This is a genomic window from Comamonadaceae bacterium M7527 (assembly GCA_021044545.1).
Classification (GTDB): Bacteria; Pseudomonadota; Gammaproteobacteria; order Burkholderiales; family Burkholderiaceae_C; genus RS62.
In genome coordinates this window covers 408,280-424,782 of sequence record CP087990.1, presented here as the reverse complement: position 1 = coordinate 424,782, position 16,503 = coordinate 408,280, and the positions used below count along the sequence as shown (strand labels likewise).

Below are 16,503 nucleotides of genomic sequence, written 5' to 3'. Positions count from 1 at the left end.
ACGCCAACACGCCACTGACCACTTAGATACCGAACAACAGGCGTGACGGATCTTCCAAGGCCTCCTTCATGGTCACCAAGCCCAATACGGCTTCGCGTCCATCAATGATGCGGTGGTCATAGCTCATGGCCAGGTAGTTGATGGGGCGCACCACCACTTGACCGTTTTCAACCATGGCGCGGTCTTTGGTTGCATGCACACCCAAAATGGCCGACTGCGGCGGGTTGATGATTGGCGTGGACAACATAGAGCCAAACACGCCACCGTTAGAGATAGAGAACGTGCCGCCTGTCATTTCTTCCAGACCCAACTTGCCCTCTTTGGCCTTGTTGCCGTACTCGGCAATTTTGATTTCGATGTCGGCAAAGCTCATTTGATCGGCATTGCGCAAAATCGGCACCACCAAACCGCGTGGTGAGCCCACCGCAATACCAATGTCAAAGTAGCCGTGGTACACGATGTCGTTGCCGTCAACAGAGGCATTGAGTACAGGGTAGCGCTTCAGCGCTGCCACCGCGGCCTTGACGAAGAAGCTCATAAAGCCCAGGCGCACGCCATGCTCTTTCTCAAACTTGTCCTGGTACTTTTTGCGCAGCTCCATCACGGGCGCCATGTTCACTTCGTTGAACGTGGTCAGTATGGCGTTGGTAGCTTGTGACTGCAGCAAGCGCTCGGCCACGCGGGCGCGCAAGCGGCTCATGGGTACGCGCTGCTCTGGGCGGTCACCCAAGTCAGGCGCCAATGTATTGACCTGTGGCAGTACTTTGGTGGGCACACCATTGGGTATGGCCACAGCAGTGGCCGCTACAGGCGCGGGCTTGGCAGCAGCTGCCAGCACATCGCCTTTGGTCACACGACCATCTTTGCCAGTGCCGGCCACAGAGCCAGGGGCCATGCCCGCATCAGCCATGTGCTTGGCAGCCGCAGGAGACGCCACGCCAGCCATGTTTTTGCCAGCAGCCGCTGGCGCCGCAGCAACAGGTGCCGCAGCTGCAGCGGGTGCATCAGCAGCAGGTGCTGCAACGCTTTTTGCATCTGTATCAATGCGGGCCAGCACTTGGTCAGAGCCCACCGTTGCGCCGTCACCTTGCACGATTTCAGACAACACACCAGCCGCGGGCGCGGGCACCTCTAAAACCACCTTGTCGGTTTCAACTTCAATCAGAATTTCATCAGCCGCGACCATGTCGCCGGCCTTTTTCTTCCAAGTCATCAGCGTGGCTTCTTCTACAGACTCCGACAGCTGCGGGACCTTAACTTCTACGATTGCCATTTTTCAATTCCTTGCAATGCTTTGCGTTGTGCACGAAGGCACGCCATACAGGCGGCGTGCGTTCGTTTCAATAAATGCTTTTGTGTGGTGCTTACTTGGTCAGCACGAAGCCCTTGATCTTGGCAAAAGCCGCCTCAACGAGGGCCTTTTGCTGCTCTTGGTGCAAGTGTGCGTAACCCACAGCTGGTGACGCAGACGCGGCGCGCCCTGCGTAACCCAGCTTTTGTCCATCACGCATGTTCTCGTGCAGGTAGTGCTGCACAAAGAACCAGGCACCCTGGTTTTGCGGCTCATCCTGGCACCACACAATGTCTGTGACATTGGGGTACTTTTTCAGCTCCGCAGCAAAGGCTTTATGAGGGAAGGGATACAACTGCTCAACGCGCAAAATCACGGCGTCTTTGGTGCCCAACTCTTCGCGCTTTTTGACCAAGTCGTAGTACACCTTGCCTGAGCAGCAAATCACGCGCTTCACTTTGGCCGCGGCCTTGTTAATCGCTTCGTTGTTGTCAGGAATAACCGTTTGGAAGCTACCCTCAGTGAACTCTGACAAAGGCGATGTGGCGTCTTTGGCACGCAGCAAGCTCTTGGGCGTCATGATGATCAACGGCTTGCGCAAGTTGCGCACCATTTGACGACGCAACACGTGGAAGATCTGGCTGGCGGTTGTAGGCTGTACCACTTGGATATTGGTATCAGCGGCCAACTGCATAAAGCGCTCCAACCGTGCTGACGAGTGCTCTGGGCCCTGCCCTTCGTAGCCGTGCGGCAGCATCAGTGTGATGCCGTTCACACGGCCCCACTTGACTTCACCTGAGGCAATAAACTGGTCAATAACCACTTGGGCGCCGTTGACGAAGTCGCCAAACTGGGCTTCCCAAATAACCAGGGTATTGGGGTCGTTTGAGGCGTAACCGTACTCAAAACCCAGCACCGCTTCTTCAGACAATATGGAGTCAATCACCACAAATGGTGCCTGGTTGTCTGATACGTTTTGCAAGGGTATGTGGTAACCCTCGTCGTAGACCTTGCGCTCTTGATCATGAATCACCGAATGGCGGTGCGTAAACGTGCCACGGCCACAGTCTTCACCAGACAGGCGCACGGGGTAGCCGCTGGCCACCAACGACGCAAACGCCATGTGCTCGCCCATGCCCCAGTCCACAGGAATTTCGCCTCGGCCCATGGCCGCGCGGTCCTTGTACACCTTTTGCACCAGGGGGTGCACGGTAATGGTGTCTGGCATGGTGGTGAGACGTTCAGCCAAACGCGTCCACTCTGATTGTGGAATCGCCGTATCACCAGCATCTGTCCACGCCTTGCCAAGATAGGGGGCCCAGTCAACTGCAAACTTGCTCTTGAAGTTGGTCAGCACGGGGTCAACCGTGTGGCGGCCCTCGTCCAGCGCGGCGCGGTAGCTCTTGGCAAGGTCATCACCCAAGGTATCGCCAAGGCCTTGGCCTTGCAGCTTGTCTGCGTACAACTTGCGCGTGCCTGGATGGGCACCCACACGCTTGTACATCAAGGGCTGTGTGATAGACGGTGTGTCCTGCTCGTTGTGACCCAGCTTGCGGAAACAGACAATATCAACCACCACGTCTTTTTGGAATTCCATGCGGTATTCCAAAGCCAAGCGCGTGGCCAACACCACCGCCTCGGGGTCGTCACCGTTGACGTGCAGCACAGGCGACTCAACCATCTTCACCACATCGGTACAGTAAATGGTGGAGCGACTGTCTCGCGGGTCACTGGTGGTAAAGCCAATTTGGTTGTTGATCACCAAATGCACGGTGCCGCCAGTGGAGTAACCACGGGTTTCGGCCAGTGCCAAGGTTTCCATCACCACGCCTTGGCCCGCAAAAGCGGCATCACCGTGCACCAGCACGGGCAGCACTTGCAAGCCCTTGGGGTCATCGCGTCTGTCCATGCGCGCGCGCACAGAGCCTTCAACCACGGGGTTCACAATTTCAAGGTGCGACGGGTTAAACGCCAGCGTCAGGTGCACCGGACCGCCAGGTGTGGGCACATCGCTTGAAAAGCCCTGGTGGTACTTCACGTCACCACTGGGCAAGTCTTCAGGTGCGGTGTGGTCAAACTCGGCGAACAAGTTCTTGGGCATTTTGCCCAAGGTGTTCACCAACACGTTCAAGCGACCACGGTGGGCCATACCGATGACGATTTCCTGCACGCCTTTTTCGCCGGCGCGCATGATGAGCTCGTCCATCGCGGCAATAAAGCTCTCGCCGCCTTCAAGTGAAAAACGCTTCTGCCCCACATACTTGGTATGCAAAAAACGCTCTAAGCCTTCAGCCGCTGTAAGGCGACCCAACACATGGATTTTCTGCTCTGCTGTAAGCGTTGCCTTTGAGCGAATGCTCTCCAGCTTTTGTTGCCACCAGCGCTTTTGCGTCTGGTCTGTCATGTACATGTACTCGGCACCCAAGGTGCCGCAGTAGGTCTCACGCAAGGCGTTCAGCAACTCGCGCAGCGACATGGTCTCTTTGCCAAAGAACGTGTTGCTGGTATTGAATATGGTTTCTTGGTCAGCGTCTGTCAGACCGTAAAACGCTGGGTCCAGCTCAGGAATGTTTTCGCGTTGCTGGTGCTTGAGCGGGTCAAGGTCAGCGTGGCGCGTACCCACGTTTCGGTACGCGGCAATCAGCTGCTGTACAGCAACACGCTTGCGCCCCATCTCCGAGTCCGGGTTGCTTTGCACGACCTTGGTCGTGCCCTGCTTGGCCATGGCGGCAAATGCATTGATGACGGGCTGGTGCGGCTGGTCACGCATGTCCGAGCCGTCAACGGCTGGCACGTTTTGCAGCGCGTCAAAATAGCTGCGCCATTCATCGGGAACCGTGGTGGGATTGCTGAGATAGTTCTCGTACATTTCCTCTACGTACGGTGCGTTACCGCCGAAAAGGTACGAGTTGCCGTTAAAGGCTTTGTAGACGCTGTTGGTCTCGCTCATTGTTTCGCTGACCTCCGTTTTCCTGAAGAAAACATTAGTTGGGTAAAAAAACCTCCCGCGACACGGCTGGACCGGTTAGCGGATGCGACGGTGACAAGGAAGGGTCGGTGTGCAGGCGCTATTGTGCCACCGATATGGCAAAACATGGCATTTGGCGCCGCTAATTCGCGAACACCTGACAATTAACACGAGGTTTCGCCATGAGCCATGAGCCTGGGCGCCAGGCGCTAAATGACGTCGGGCTTTTGCGGCTCGTCAATATCAATGGCAATTTGCGTACAAACGGACCGGCACAGCGTGACCGCTTGCTGACTTTGAACGCGGTAAATCACCTGCGTGCCCAGCTTGCGTTTGGCAAGCACGCCGCAGCGGTAAAGCACATTGAGATGTTGCGACAGGTTGGGCTGTGTGGTTTTGATTTCGCCAAGCAGCTGACTGACAGACTTTTCGCAATTGCACAAGGCACTCAAAATGCGCAACCGCATAGGCGTGGCCAATACGCTGAACAGCTCGGCGGCCAACTCAAACACGCGGTCACCGTCAGGTGCATCATGAGCAACCATGGGCCCCACCAAAGCGGCATCGCCAGCCGCTTGGTCGCTGTCGTTAACAGGCTCTTGGTTATGTTCATTCATGCGCGAACTCGAATATATTGGACTAGCCATATTCTAGTACTCACAGACCAAGTGCTCAACACCTGGGCCAATCACGCATGGTCACATAACAAACCAATCAAACGCGTCTAGGCTTGCACCAGGGCCTTGATACTGGCCAGTGCGCTGGGGTCGTCCATGGTGGTCAAGTCCCCTGCATCGCGGTGCTCACACACCGCTTGTATGGCACGACGCAGCAATTTGCCACTGCGTGTTTTGGGTAGTAACGACACAAAGCGAATGCGCGCAGGTCTGGCCACGGCGCCCAATTGGCCGTCCACAACCTTCATGAGCTCGCCCTCCAACTTGAGCCTGGCCTCATCGCTGTCGTACGCGCTGGCATCTTTCAGCACGGCAAACGCCATGGCCACCTGGCCTTTAAGCTGGTCTGCCACGCCCACCACAGCCACTTCCATCACGGCGCTGTGGCTGGCAATGCTCTCTTCAATCTCGCGCGTACCCAAGCGGTGACCGGCCACGTTGATCACATCGTCTGTGCGACCCAATATGAAAAAGTAGCCATCTTCATCGCGTATGCCCCAGTCAAAAGTGCTGTACACCAAGCGCCCGGGAATGCTGCTCCAGTAGGTATCCACAAAGCGCTTGTCATCGCCCCACACGGTTTGCATGCAACCCGGTGGCAAAGGCCCCTCAATCGCTACAACACCTTTGGCATTGGGCTCTGTCAGATTGGCCCCGGTGCTGTCATCAATGATTTGGACGTTGTAGCCGTACATAGGCAAGCCAGGGCTGCCAAACTTGCTGGGCAACGGCTCAATGCCATTGGCCAAACTCAAAATGGGCCAGCCGGTTTCGGTTTGCCAGTAGTTGTCAATAATGGGCTTGCCCAGCTCATCCGATATCCACTGCGCGGTCGGCGCATCAAGCGGCTCACCCGCTAAAAACAGGGCTTTCAAACTGGACAAATCGGCATTTTTGATAAACGACGAGTCGTATTTCTTGAGCACGCGCACCGCGGTTGGCGCGCTGAACATCACAGACACCTTGTACTTCTCAACCAGCTGCCACCAAATACCCGCGTCTGGCCGAATGGGCAAGCCCTCGTACATGATGGTGGCCATGCCGGCAATGAGTGGGCCGTACACAATGTACGAGTGCCCCACTACCCAGCCGATGTCACTGGTAGAGAAGTAAGTCTCACCAGGCTGGCCCATGTAAATGTGCTTCATGCTGGCGGCCAAGGCCACTGCGTAGCCACCGGTGTCTCGCTGCACGCCCTTGGGTTTGCCTGTGGTGCCGCTGGTGTACAAAATGTAACTGGGGTCGGTTGAGGCCATGGGCTCGCAAGGCACCTGGGCGCCAGCGTGCTGCGCAGCAACGCTGTTGTAGTCCACATCGCGCCCAGCTTGCAAAGGCATGGCCGCCAAACCGCGGTTCACCATCAACACAGCCGCAGGCTTGTGAGTGGCCAGCGCCAGCGCCTCATCGAGTAGCGGCTTGTAAGGCACCACTTTGCCACCACGAGAACCGGCATCGGCGCTGACCACCACCGTGGGCGTGCAGTCGTCAATGCGACTGGCCAAACTCACGCTGGCAAAACCACCAAAAACAACCGAGTGAATTGCACCAATGCGCGCACAGGCCAGCATGGCAGTGGCCGCTTGCGCAATCATGGGCATGTAAATCAGCACGCGGTCGCCTTTTTTAACGCCCTGCGCCTTGAGCACCGCAGCCATAACCTGCACCTCAGCCAATAGCTCTTTAAAGGTGTAAGTGACTTCTACGTTGGTCTCTGTTGATACAAAAATCAGGGCATTGGCATCCGGACGCGTCGCAGCATGCCGGTCAACCGCGTTGTGACACAGGTTGATTTGCCCGCCCACAAACCACTTGGCAAACGGTGGCTGGGTGTAATCACAAACCTCGTCAAAGGGCTTGGCCCAGTCCACAAGCTGCGCTTGCTCGCGCCAAAACTCGTCGGGCTGGTCTATAGACTGGCGGTAAACCGCATCAAAACGCTTGCTCATGGCTGTGTCTCCTTATTTGGAGCCGCAGCATGTGCGGCTACCTGAATTCATAATTATGAATAACAGGCTTTCGACATCCTGACGCATTTGCAGCGCCGACACGCGCTAGACGGTGTGGCGCTTGATCAGCTCCAGCACTTGCTCAAATTGCGGGTGATCAGCTGCGCCCAACCACTCAAACGCCACCATCTCAGCCGTCACCAACTCCACGCCATTACCCGCCAGGCGGTCAAACGCAGCGTCGCAGTCCCGCTCGCGGCGCGAACCGCTGGCGTCACTCACCACCCATACGTCCAGCTCTTGCTCTATCAGCCCCAGCGCGGTTTGCAGCAAACACACATGGGCTTCAACGCCTGCCAACACAATGACCTGGCGCGGCGCGGCCTGTTCGGGCTCTTCCTTGGCCTTGCGCAAATGCTTGGGCATGCTGCGCGCATTGCCGCCTCTGGGCGCATCATGCGCAGGGGCAGCTGGCATCAGCCTGTCCAGCAAGCCATCCTGGCACGCATCAAAAGACCACTTGTCCAAGGCATTGCCAGCAAACCCGCTGAGTTGTGGAACAACACCGCCCAGCTTGTCTGCAGACTGGGTGGTAGCCCACACAGGCACACCCAGCAAGCGTGCCGCACCAGCCACCAAGGCGGCTTTTTGCAATACGCGTTGGTGGTCGTGAATAGCGGGCATCAAGCGCGTTTGGTAGTCAACCAAAACCAACTGGCATTGCAAAGCATCAAGTAACACGGAAAACCCTTAAACATGTTTGTACACGGCTGCCATTGTGGGGCACTTCAGCCGCACACAAAACGTTATGCGTCCACATTTATCAGCCAACTAGTGGCGTAGCACATTAAAAATATTTTTTACATGGCTGATTTAATTGAAAAAATAAAGATATTTCGTATATGCTGCGCGCATGCTACCGCCCCGCCACCTTCGTACCGCACGCCTGGCGCTACCAAAGCCAGTATGGACGCTGGTCTTGGTGTGGGCCGCCGTAGGCCATGCAGTGGCAGCCCCCTACAGCCACGCAACCGAGCCAGACAGCATTGCCCAGTTTTTGGTGACCAAAGGCCTGGTACACCCCATCGACAGTCTGCGCGAACGCACCAATGCCTTGTCGTCGCAACTTGCCATAAACGCCATGGGCTTAATTGGTGTGCCCTATGTATGGGGTGGCAGCCAAACCAGCAAGGGCCTGGACTGCAGCGGGCTGGTACAAGCGGTTTACAAACAAGCCTCTGGCGTGGTGTTGCCACGCAACGCCTCGCAACAAGCCGCAGCGGCCATGCCCATTGACAACAGCGAACTGCGCCCCGGTGACTTGGTGTTTTTTAATACGCTTAAACGCGCCTTCAGCCACGTGGGCATTTACGTGGGTGACGGCAAATTTGTACACGCCCCCAAGCCAGGCGCTGTTGTGCGTATTGAAGACATGACCAAGCGATTCTGGCAGCGCCGCTTTGAAGGCGCTCGCCGGGTGGACTTGTCTAACGCACCGCTGGCCTCAAGCGTCACAAATACACCGTAGAATCCGCGGCTGCTTACAACCAACCAAGGTTCATCATCTCTATTCCTGATTTATCGTTTGGCCTGTCCTGGGCACTGCTGCTATGGGCGGCGCTGGTAACTGTTTTTGCGGGCTTCACCAAAGGCATGACTGGCTTTGCACTGCCACTGATCATGGTCTCAGGCATGTCTACTTTCATAGACCCGCGCTTGGCAATTGCCAGTGTTGTCATCCCAACCTTAGTAAGCAACGCATGGCAAGGCTTGCGCCAAGGCCCCAAAGCCGCCTGGCAAACCGTCAAAAAATACCGCGTACTGGTAGCCACCACACTGGCCATGATTTACATCTGCGCACAACTCATTGAGGGGTTGGCGTTTCAATCCTTGTTTTTGCTACTGGGCGTGGTTATTTTTATTGCGAGCGTGGTGCAACTGATGGGCTGGCAGCTCTCACTGGCGCCACGCCACCACACCTTGGGTGCTGTCGTGGCTGGCAGCGTAGCCGGTTTTTTTGGAGCAATTGCAGGCACATGGGGCCCACCCAGCATTATTTACCTACTGGCTATTGGCACCGAAAAAGCCGAGCAGGTACGTATTGCCGGCATCAGCTTTGGCTTGGGTGCGCTGATGTTTTGGGTAGCCCACCAGCACTCAGGCTTGATCACGCCGCAAGCCCTGGGCTTGTCTGTGCTGCTGCTAATGCCCATGTTTATTGGCCTGGCACTGGGCACCCACATGCAACACCGCATAGACCAAGCCGTGTTCAAGCGCGTCACCTTATGGGTGTTGCTGTTAGCGTCACTCAACATCATGCGCAAGGCACTCATGGGCTGAGCCAGCACACCCGACCAAAAACCTTTATGGATTAAAAATAACTACAACTATGTAGTTTTATTCAGGTTTTTTGTAAACTATTAGGTACTTTTAAACTACCTTTAGATTACAATGCACCTCGCAGTAAATTAAGTCAGGTCGCTCTAGCGGCACTACTCGCACTCACCTACGGCAGCGCCGCGTATGCACAGGCGTATGGCGTCTACTTTGGCCCCGACTCACACGCCTCAGGAACCAAGGACGCCGCCTTCGGCCATAACAGCAAAGCCACAGGAGGCTGGGCAAGCTCCTTCGGCGCCGACAGCAAAGCCCAGCCAATCAGCAAGCGCGCAGCGGCACTGGAGTTGGACCAGCGGCTCAGGCCAACACGAATCAGCCAAGAGCGCGGCCATCAGCGCAGCCGCAACCGATGCCACCACCAAAGCCGAAGCAGCCAAGACCGCAGCCATCAACACAGCAGCAGCCACCGCTCAGGAAAAAGTAAATACGGCCAAGAGTGATGCCATCAACACGGCAGCCACCGACGCCACCACCAAGGTGAACGCACTAGCCAACGGCCAGGTGGCCACCAACAAGCAAGACGTGGAAGCCGTCACACGCAAGGCAACCCGCACCCGCCGTATGGTGAAGCAGGTTAACGAACACCTAGGCCTTGGCGGCAAGCGCGGTAACAACGTCAGAAACAGCGACACCGTGGTGCTAAGCGCCAGCCGGGCGATAACCGGTGCCAACGCAGAAGAAACAACCGCCGACGACGGCATCGAAGGCCAGCTGGACAGCGTAGACCAGAGCCTAAGCAAAGGCATAGCCGACAACACCAAGCGCATTGACGGCAACACCCAAGGCATTGCCAACGTCACCGCCATGGCCAGCATGCCAGCCCTACCAGCTGGTGCCGACAGTGGCTTTACGGCAGGTGTAGGCGCATACAGCGGCAAGAACGCATTGGCCATTGGCTTTCAGCACCGCCTCAGCGCCAATACCACCTTCAAGGTGGCAGCGGCAACCGGCAGCAACGGCAAGGCCACAGTGGGCGCAGGTTTTAGCTACTCATGGGGTGGCTCTAACCGAAGCATACCAGATCAGGGCCAGCAAGTGGTGGTGTTGCAAGACCAGCTACGGGTGCAAGCGGCAGCGTTTGATGAACTCAAGCGGCAGCAGGCGGCAGAAAAGGCCGCCCAAGCCGCAGAGAATGCCGAACTCAAGCAGCGCATGGCGGCACTCATGGCCCAGGTAGAAAAGCTGGCCAGCAAGTAAGCGGCGCGCAGGGTGTCCACAACTTGGACACTCTTGCGCAAGACTCCCCATGCTGTGCTTGCCCAGCCCTGCGTGTGAGTACCAAAAACAGCCATTCAGACGCCGGTGTGAATGGCGCACCCTGCCCCCACAACGCTTACACCCCGTAGGGCCGGCACCTGCGCCATCAGCACTCGCGGGCAATGGTGGCGGTTTTGGTTTTGCATGCACGGCCCATTGCTTTCATGCCGCTGCGATATACTCCAACCTGTTGATTATTAACAGGAAAAGGCTTTTTAAATATGTCTCTGGAAGCCTTTATGTCGGGTGCTGGTAGTAGCGTTGTGGATGTACTCATCATCGCCACCATTGCAGGTTTGGCCATGCCAGCGGGCGCCATGCTTGCTACCCGTGAAAGTGTCCAGCCGCAATGGCTGGAGACGGAGTGGCGGCACGGCATTCTGGCCTTGGGCGCTGGGGCCTTGGTATCGGCGGTTGGGTTGGTCCTGGTGCCTAACGGGGTGACAAATTTGTCGGTTGTGGCCGCAGTAGTCTGCTTTGTTGGTGGCGCGCTGGCCTTTATGTCACTTGATATCTACCTCGCCAAAAAGAAAACGGCGGGCAGTCAGTGTGCTGCCATGCTCAGCGACTTCGTTCCTGAGTCCATCGCATTAGGCGCAACAGCAGCACTTGGCGGCGCCACCATGTTGTTGGGCGTGTTGATTGCGGTACAGAATTTACCGGAGGGTTTTAATGCTTACCGTGAAATGCTGCCCAAAAATAAACAGCGCAGCACCAGGCTGATTGTTATTTTTGCTTTTATGGCTTTGTTGGGGCCAGTTTTCAGTTTGATCGGCTTTTTTTACTTATCCCAATTTCCGGTCATGGTCAGCGCCATCATGCTTTTTGCTGCCGGCGGCATCCTGTATTCGGTCTTTCAAGATATTGCACCGCAAATACGAATGGACAACCATTGGCTGCCGCCACTGGGCGGCATAGTGGGTTTTTTAGTTGGCCTAGTGGGCCACATGCTGGACAAATAGCGCTCAAAGACGCGCCGTACCTGTGGCGTCGCAGGGTGTGCACAGCGCACGGTCGTGCATACACACAGCGCCCACACAGTGCCCACACAGTGCCCACACATTGCCAACAGCGACAAGCTCAAGTCAAGAAGCCCTGACTGGCGGCGGGGAACAGATCACGGGCTAAACTGGCTCTACGTTTTGAAGTGCCAAGGCTTGGCGCTGATACCCAAGGAATCAAAGCTATGCCTTTCTTGAACGGCGCCCGCTGGGCAGTACTAACGGTTTGTATGTGGACGACCAGCGTGTACGCCTGCCCCACCCTGTTACAACACCAGTTTGAGCGCTTGCAAGATGGTGCACCACAGTCGCTATGCCAGTACAAGGGCAACGTTTTGTTGGTGGTGAACACGGCAAGCTACTGCGGGTTTACCAACCAGTACAAAGGACTGGAAGCGCTGCACAAGCGTTACGCGGCGAGCGGCCTGGTGGTGCTGGGCTTTCCGTCTAACGACTTTGGCAGACAAGAGCCTGGCGACGCCAAGCAAATAGCCGACTTGTGCTTCAACACCTACGGCGTTGAGTTTCCCATGTTTGCCAAAACGGTTGTTGCGGGTGAAGGCGCAAATGCGTTTTACAAGCAACTGGTCAAGGCCAGTGGCTCTGCGCCGGGCTGGAATTTTCACAAGTACCTCATCAGCGCCGACGGCCAACAAGTCACAGGGTTTGACTCGGCCAACCAACCCTTGGGTGGCGCCATTGAGGCGGCTGTAACGAAGGCGCTGGGCCTGCGCGCCGCCAACAGCCAGTAGCGCCACAACCCCGTGGCCAATGGGCTCTAAGGGTTTCTATTGATTTCGCAATCATCTTCGCTTGCTTATATTAGAGCTCGCCTATAAGAGGTGGCCAACAAGAGCCAGCCCATGATTTTGCCCCTCACAAGAAACCTCAACGCATGAAGCCCCTTCGGTCGCTTTTCTTCATTTTCAGCCTCGCTTTTGCACAATCAGCCCTCAGCAATGAGTTTGGTGACGCCAAACTAGGCCAACAGGTCTACGCACAGTGCGTTGCCTGCCACCAGGTTGGTAAAGGCGCGCAAGCCGGCATAGGGCCAGTGTTGAACGGTATTTTTGGACGCCAGGTAGGCGCTGTCCAAGGCTATAACTACTCAGACAGCTTGCTGCGCTTGAAGCACAGCGGCATGCGCTGGAACTTTGACAATCTTGACGCCTACATCGAGAACCCGCGAGCGTTTGCCTCACAAACACGCATGGGCTATGCCGGCTTGGCAGACCCAAAGGCAAGGGCTGACTTGTTGGCGTATTTGCGCATCTTCTCGGACAACACAGCCGATATTCCTGAAGCCGCGCCAACCTCAACTGCTTACGAAGTTGAGCTGCCAGACGACATATTGGGGCTTAAGGGAGATGTCGCTTACGGTGAGTACCTGTCCAGCGAATGCCTGACTTGCCATCAAGCCCAAGGCAGTACCCAAGGCATACCGCCCATAACGGGCTGGCCAGAAAAGCAATTTGTGTTGGCCATGCACGCCTACAAACAAAAACTACGCACAAACCCCGTCATGCAAATGATGGCGGGACGTTTGGCGGATGAAGAGATCGCAGCCTTGGCTGCCTATTTTGCAAGCCACTAAGAAGCTTGCCCCTCAACCTGGAGAGTGAATCATGAGTTTTAATCGCCGTCATTTTTTGGAATTGGCCGCCGGCACAACCGCGGCACTTGCCGCACCTGCGGTTATTGGTAGGGCAAAGCCACGCGTGGTCGTTATTGGTGGCGGCGCTGGTGGTGCCACCGCTGCGCGCTACATTGCCAAAGACTCAAAAGGCGCCATTGACGTGACGTTGATTGAGCCATCGCGTGTGTACTACACCTGCTTCTTCTCCAACCTGTATCTGGGCGGTGAGCGCACCATGCAATCGCTGGCGCACACCTACGGCAAATTGGCGTCTACGCACGGCATCAACGTGGTGCACGACTGGGCCGTTGGCATTGACCGCGACACCCGCACCATCACACTGGCAAGTGGCTACAAAATGGGCTACGACCGGTTGATCTTGTCTCCCGGTATTGACTTCATCGCAGGTGCTGTTGAAGGCTGGGACACATCCAAGCAAAACAAAATGCCGCATGCCTACAAGGGCGGCTCACAAACGGAGCTGCTGAAGGCACAACTGGAAGCTATGCCCCAAGGCGGCACTTTTGCCATGGTGGCACCACCCAACCCTTACCGCTGCCCTCCCGGCCCATACGAGCGCGTGTCCATGGTGGCGCACTTGCTCAAGCAAAAGAACCCAACAGCCAAAATCATTGTGGCCGACCCCAAGCCAAAGTTCTCCAAAGAGGCATTGTTCCGCGATGCGTGGTCACGCCACCATCAAGGCATGGTTGAGTGGGTAGGCCCAGACTTTGGCGGCAAAAACGTGTCTGTTGATGCCGACGCCATGGTGCTGAAGATAGACGGCGAGGCGGTCAAGGTTGATGTGTGTAACGTCATACCTGCCATGAAGGCTGGCCGCATCTGTGAAGTCGCCGGTATCACCGAAGGCAACTGGGCGCCAGTGAGCGGCCACACCATGCAAAGCCGCGTAGACGACAAAATCTACGTGTTGGGCGATGCTACAAACCAGGGTGATATGCCCAAGTCTGGCTACTCGGCCAACAGCCAGGCTAAGGTAGCTGCCATGGCCGTGCGCGCTGAGCTAACCGGCTCACGCATGTTCCCTGCCAAGTTCTCCAACACATGCTGGTCTATGCTGGGCACGACGACGGTGTCAAAGTGGGTGCCACCTACCAGGCCACTGACGAGAAAATCGCAAAAGTGGACGGCTTTATCAGCAAAACCGGTGAGAGCCGCGAACTGCGCAAGGCCACCTTCCAGGAAAGCCTGGGCTGGTACGACGGCATCACCTCTGACATGTTCAGCTAAGCCTCGCACCCAAGGCTTAAAGGCTTAAAGGCTTAAAGGCTTAAACCCTTAACCCAATGCCCTAAGCCGCCTTTAATGGCGGCTGGGGCATGCCAATGTTGTAATGCATGCGCAGCTGTACACATTTGGGGTTAAGGCTGCCGTCTTCCATATAGGCGGCGTACTCCCGACATGGCGACGGCCTGTCCTCATAAATGGAGCAGCGGTTGTTATCTTGCAGCGCCGTGCACCGCCCCTGACCGTTGTTGTTGCCTTTTTCGGTGCCGTTCATACAGACCAGAAATGGGGTCACAGGCTGCGTGAGTTCAGCCGGCACACACCCTCCCGGAAAGGTATCCAGCTCACCCTGGTAAAACGACACACGAAAATGTTTACAGCACGCGCCACAGTCGTTGCAGATGCTGTGCTCTGGCATGTCATAAAACGTGCGGTTGTCGTCAGTGGTAACGACTATTTGTAGCGATGACATGGTGTGCGGTTGCCTAGGCAATGTAGTGACGGTGCTGGATTATGCCCTTTACCGCAGCCACAAGCTGACCAGACACCGTGGTCAGCCGTACAGCGCAAACCATTACAAAGATGCCCCATCTCCCCAGAGGCCATGCGGTAAATCTACAAATGTGATACTAGCTTTGGGACATTTTTCCCATTGGCTCAACGCCGTGACGGCGTTTGAGCGCGCTAAAAGGACATCACATGAAACACACATTGCTTGCACTTGCCGTTATGGCGTATGGGTCAGTGGCATTTGCACATGGCTGCCCGGGTGAGATGAAACAAATTGACGCCAAACTACCCGCTGCCATGCTTGGCGCTGCAGACATGACAACAGTGAAAGAACTACGCGCACGCGGTGAAGCCGAACACAAGGCGGGTAAACACAGCGCATCCATGGCCTCTCTGGGTGAGGCCAAAAAGCTGCTGGGCCTGTAGGCAAAGCCTGACGCCGCGCACCTGCATGGGGGCAGTCGCGGCAGTAACAGCTGGTCAGGGCACCAACCACTCCAAGGCACCGCCTGGCGATAGCCTTGCACGTTGGTGCCCTTTCTTGCTGAGCGCCAGCCAGTCCAGACCTGTAACTTGAAACACCACAACAGCCAAATAATGGGCTGGCGTGTCGCCTTCGGCCAGGGCCACATGGGCTGTGCTTTGCGCACTACCAGGCGCCAAGGCGCTGGTGTAGTCAGCCGCAGCTGGTGACTGTGCCAGCCGTTGCCAGGCGGCATGCACAACCGGGCCTTCGGTGAGCACAGTGGCACGTGCTGTAGCGCGCAACTGCCAATGAAGGCGCTTGCTCCAAAACGTCAGTTGTGCCAATGGCTGCGCCGCCAGCTCTGCGCACTTGGGTGAGCGCGCATCGGTAAACACATGCAACAACCACTGCTGCGCATCGGCATGCCGCAGCACCACAGTGCGAGCCTGGGGGCCGCTGTTGTTTAAACCCTCTGTAGACACCGTTGGGGTGCGCCACTCGTGGTGGCGGTCATGCGGTGCGCGCGTGAGCTCTTGCCATAAACGGCTTGGTAAATCATTGGGGCGTGCTGGGGGGTTTGGTGTCATGACTCTAAACAATGGCAAGCCTACAAAGGCGTAAAACTATCTGAGGCCCTTGTGGCGGTTGCGCCTGACGGGTGGGTTGAAATCTATGGGCTTGTCTTTTACCCATTGCACAAATGTGGCAACAACGGGATGGGCCTGCAGCGCTGCCACTGTCGCATAATGCCGCGCCAGCTCTGTCTCGGTCAGTACAGCGTGTATGTGCTTGTGGCAGATCCTGTGCATGAGCACAGTGGCCACGCCGCCACGCGACTTGGGTACCAGATGGTGGGCATCTTTAAGGCCAGGCGGTATGGGTCTGTCGCAAAGCACGCAGATGGGCTGGCCCTCCGGGGCCACCACATAAGACCCGCTGCGGGCGGCCTGCAGCCGCTTGATGCGCCCCTTAGCCATGGCTTACGTCGCGCCTGCAAGCCTGACACTCAAGCCATGTGGGAGCGCACACTGTAGCCAGGCCAGCCCCCACCAAGTGCCCCGCGTATCCAGGCCCTTTTAACCCACGCATTGCACAAGCCCTTG

17 protein-coding genes are annotated in these 16,503 nt (G+C 56.6%); 8 read left to right on the top strand and 9 right to left on the bottom strand.

What is annotated here, in order from left to right; genetic code table 11:
• Positions 1 to 22: 22 nt before the first annotated feature.
• From odhB to LN050_02005, 5 genes are all read right to left on the bottom strand, one after another.
• Positions 23 to 1,273: a 2-oxoglutarate dehydrogenase complex dihydrolipoyllysine-residue succinyltransferase gene (gene odhB / locus LN050_02025; protein ID UFS56666.1), complete on the bottom strand. Its 1,251-nt coding sequence runs from the start codon at positions 1,271 to 1,273 to the stop codon at positions 23 to 25.
• 91 nt (positions 1,274 to 1,364) lie between these two features.
• The gene (locus LN050_02020; protein UFS56665.1) at positions 1,365 to 4,241 is read right to left on the bottom strand and encodes a 2-oxoglutarate dehydrogenase E1 component; all 2,877 of its coding nucleotides are present in this window, start codon (positions 4,239 to 4,241) and stop codon (positions 1,365 to 1,367) included.
• A 227-nt stretch (positions 4,242 to 4,468) separates the two neighbouring features.
• The gene (locus tag LN050_02015; GenBank protein UFS57295.1) at positions 4,469 to 4,804 is read right to left on the bottom strand and encodes a metalloregulator ArsR/SmtB family transcription factor; all 336 of its coding nucleotides are present in this window, start codon (positions 4,802 to 4,804) and stop codon (positions 4,469 to 4,471) included.
• 179 nt (positions 4,805 to 4,983) lie between these two features.
• Positions 4,984 to 6,882, bottom strand: coding sequence for a propionate--CoA ligase (locus LN050_02010; GenBank protein ID UFS56664.1), 1,899 nt, complete (start codon positions 6,880 to 6,882; stop codon positions 4,984 to 4,986).
• A gap of 105 nt (positions 6,883 to 6,987) precedes the next feature.
• Complete coding sequence (locus tag LN050_02005) at positions 6,988 to 7,623, bottom strand: isochorismatase family protein (protein UFS56663.1); 636 nt, start codon at positions 7,621 to 7,623, stop codon at positions 6,988 to 6,990.
• Positions 7,624 to 7,795: 172 nt separating this feature from the next.
• On the opposite strand from LN050_02005, the gene LN050_02000 reads away from it, so the two are divergent.
• The 3 genes from LN050_02000 to LN050_01990 all read left to right on the top strand — a co-directional run bounded on the left by LN050_02000 (position 7,796) and on the right by LN050_01990 (position 10,479).
• Positions 7,796 to 8,410 carry a C40 family peptidase gene (locus tag LN050_02000; protein ID UFS56662.1) on the top strand — a complete coding sequence of 205 codons (615 nt, stop codon included), beginning with the start codon at positions 7,796 to 7,798 and terminating at the stop codon, positions 8,408 to 8,410.
• Between the two features lie 125 nt (positions 8,411 to 8,535).
• Entirely contained in the window at positions 8,536 to 9,222 is a 687-nt protein-coding gene (locus LN050_01995) for a sulfite exporter TauE/SafE family protein (protein UFS56661.1), read from the top strand.
• 195 nt (positions 9,223 to 9,417) lie between these two features.
• Positions 9,418 to 10,479 (top strand): YadA C-terminal domain-containing protein, encoded by a 1,062-nt coding sequence (locus LN050_01990; protein ID UFS56660.1) that lies wholly within the window; start codon positions 9,418 to 9,420, stop codon positions 10,477 to 10,479.
• 166 nt (positions 10,480 to 10,645) lie between these two features.
• Here the strand turns inward: LN050_01990 and LN050_01985 are convergent, their stop codons facing one another.
• Positions 10,646 to 10,843, bottom strand: coding sequence for a hypothetical protein (locus LN050_01985; protein UFS56659.1), 198 nt, complete (start codon positions 10,841 to 10,843; stop codon positions 10,646 to 10,648).
• On the opposite strand from LN050_01985, the gene LN050_01980 reads away from it, so the two are divergent.
• From LN050_01980 to LN050_01965, 4 genes are all read left to right on the top strand, one after another.
• A complete protein-coding gene (locus tag LN050_01980; protein ID UFS56658.1) occupies positions 10,842 to 11,501 on the top strand; it encodes a hypothetical protein in 660 nt (219 codons plus the stop codon). The genes LN050_01985 and LN050_01980 overlap by 2 nt on opposite strands.
• Before the next feature lie 269 nt (positions 11,502 to 11,770).
• Positions 11,771 to 12,292 (top strand): glutathione peroxidase, encoded by a 522-nt coding sequence (locus LN050_01975; protein ID UFS57294.1) that lies wholly within the window; start codon positions 11,771 to 11,773, stop codon positions 12,290 to 12,292.
• Between the two features lie 143 nt (positions 12,293 to 12,435).
• Positions 12,436 to 13,134 carry a c-type cytochrome gene (locus LN050_01970; GenBank protein UFS56657.1) on the top strand — a complete coding sequence of 233 codons (699 nt, stop codon included), beginning with the start codon at positions 12,436 to 12,438 and terminating at the stop codon, positions 13,132 to 13,134.
• A 31-nt stretch (positions 13,135 to 13,165) separates the two neighbouring features.
• Positions 13,166 to 14,455 (top strand): NAD(P)/FAD-dependent oxidoreductase, encoded by a 1,290-nt coding sequence (locus LN050_01965; GenBank protein UFS56656.1) that lies wholly within the window; start codon positions 13,166 to 13,168, stop codon positions 14,453 to 14,455.
• A 33-nt stretch (positions 14,456 to 14,488) separates the two neighbouring features.
• Here the strand turns inward: LN050_01965 and LN050_01960 are convergent, their stop codons facing one another.
• Complete coding sequence (locus LN050_01960; protein UFS56655.1) at positions 14,489 to 14,896, bottom strand: YkgJ family cysteine cluster protein; 408 nt, start codon at positions 14,894 to 14,896, stop codon at positions 14,489 to 14,491.
• A 227-nt stretch (positions 14,897 to 15,123) separates the two neighbouring features.
• Between LN050_01960 and LN050_01955 the strand changes: the two genes are divergently transcribed.
• Positions 15,124 to 15,360, top strand: coding sequence for a hypothetical protein (locus tag LN050_01955; protein ID UFS56654.1), 237 nt, complete (start codon positions 15,124 to 15,126; stop codon positions 15,358 to 15,360).
• Between the two features lie 54 nt (positions 15,361 to 15,414).
• On the opposite strand, the gene LN050_01950 is transcribed toward LN050_01955, so the two are convergent.
• Positions 15,415 to 15,987, bottom strand: a complete 573-nt coding sequence (locus tag LN050_01950; GenBank protein ID UFS56653.1) for a pyridoxamine 5'-phosphate oxidase family protein — start codon at positions 15,985 to 15,987, stop codon at positions 15,415 to 15,417.
• Between the two features lie 36 nt (positions 15,988 to 16,023).
• Positions 16,024 to 16,377, bottom strand: coding sequence for an HNH endonuclease (locus LN050_01945; GenBank protein ID UFS56652.1), 354 nt, complete (start codon positions 16,375 to 16,377; stop codon positions 16,024 to 16,026).
• Positions 16,378 to 16,503: the final 126 nt, after the last annotated feature.

What these genes read in the sequence shown, in the direction of transcription:
- odhB (UFS56666.1), bottom strand. Translation starts at nt 1,273, where the DNA reads ATGGCAATCGTAGAAGTTAAGGTCCCGCAGCTGTCGGAGTCTGTAGAA.
- LN050_02020 (UFS56665.1), bottom strand. Translation starts at nt 4,241, where the DNA reads ATGAGCGAGACCAACAGCGTCTACAAAGCCTTTAACGGCAACTCGTAC.
- LN050_02015 (UFS57295.1), bottom strand. Translation starts at nt 4,804, where the DNA reads ATGGTTGCTCATGATGCACCTGACGGTGACCGCGTGTTTGAGTTGGCC.
- LN050_02010 (UFS56664.1), bottom strand. Translation starts at nt 6,882, where the DNA reads ATGAGCAAGCGTTTTGATGCGGTTTACCGCCAGTCTATAGACCAGCCC.
- LN050_02000 (UFS56662.1), top strand. Translation starts at nt 7,796, where the DNA reads ATGCTACCGCCCCGCCACCTTCGTACCGCACGCCTGGCGCTACCAAAG.
- LN050_01995 (UFS56661.1), top strand. Translation starts at nt 8,536, where the DNA reads ATGACTGGCTTTGCACTGCCACTGATCATGGTCTCAGGCATGTCTACT.
- LN050_01990 (UFS56660.1), top strand. Translation starts at nt 9,418, where the DNA reads ATGGCGTCTACTTTGGCCCCGACTCACACGCCTCAGGAACCAAGGACG.
- LN050_01980 (UFS56658.1), top strand. Translation starts at nt 10,842, where the DNA reads ATGCCAGCGGGCGCCATGCTTGCTACCCGTGAAAGTGTCCAGCCGCAA.
- LN050_01985 (UFS56659.1), bottom strand. Translation starts at nt 10,843, where the DNA reads ATGGCCAAACCTGCAATGGTGGCGATGATGAGTACATCCACAACGCTA.
- LN050_01975 (UFS57294.1), top strand. Translation starts at nt 11,771, where the DNA reads ATGTGGACGACCAGCGTGTACGCCTGCCCCACCCTGTTACAACACCAG.
- LN050_01970 (UFS56657.1), top strand. Translation starts at nt 12,436, where the DNA reads ATGAAGCCCCTTCGGTCGCTTTTCTTCATTTTCAGCCTCGCTTTTGCA.
- LN050_01965 (UFS56656.1), top strand. Translation starts at nt 13,166, where the DNA reads ATGAGTTTTAATCGCCGTCATTTTTTGGAATTGGCCGCCGGCACAACC.
- LN050_01960 (UFS56655.1), bottom strand. Translation starts at nt 14,896, where the DNA reads ATGTCATCGCTACAAATAGTCGTTACCACTGACGACAACCGCACGTTT.
- LN050_01955 (UFS56654.1), top strand. Translation starts at nt 15,124, where the DNA reads ATGAAACACACATTGCTTGCACTTGCCGTTATGGCGTATGGGTCAGTG.
- LN050_01950 (UFS56653.1), bottom strand. Translation starts at nt 15,987, where the DNA reads ATGACACCAAACCCCCCAGCACGCCCCAATGATTTACCAAGCCGTTTA.
- LN050_01945 (UFS56652.1), bottom strand. Translation starts at nt 16,377, where the DNA reads ATGGCTAAGGGGCGCATCAAGCGGCTGCAGGCCGCCCGCAGCGGGTCT.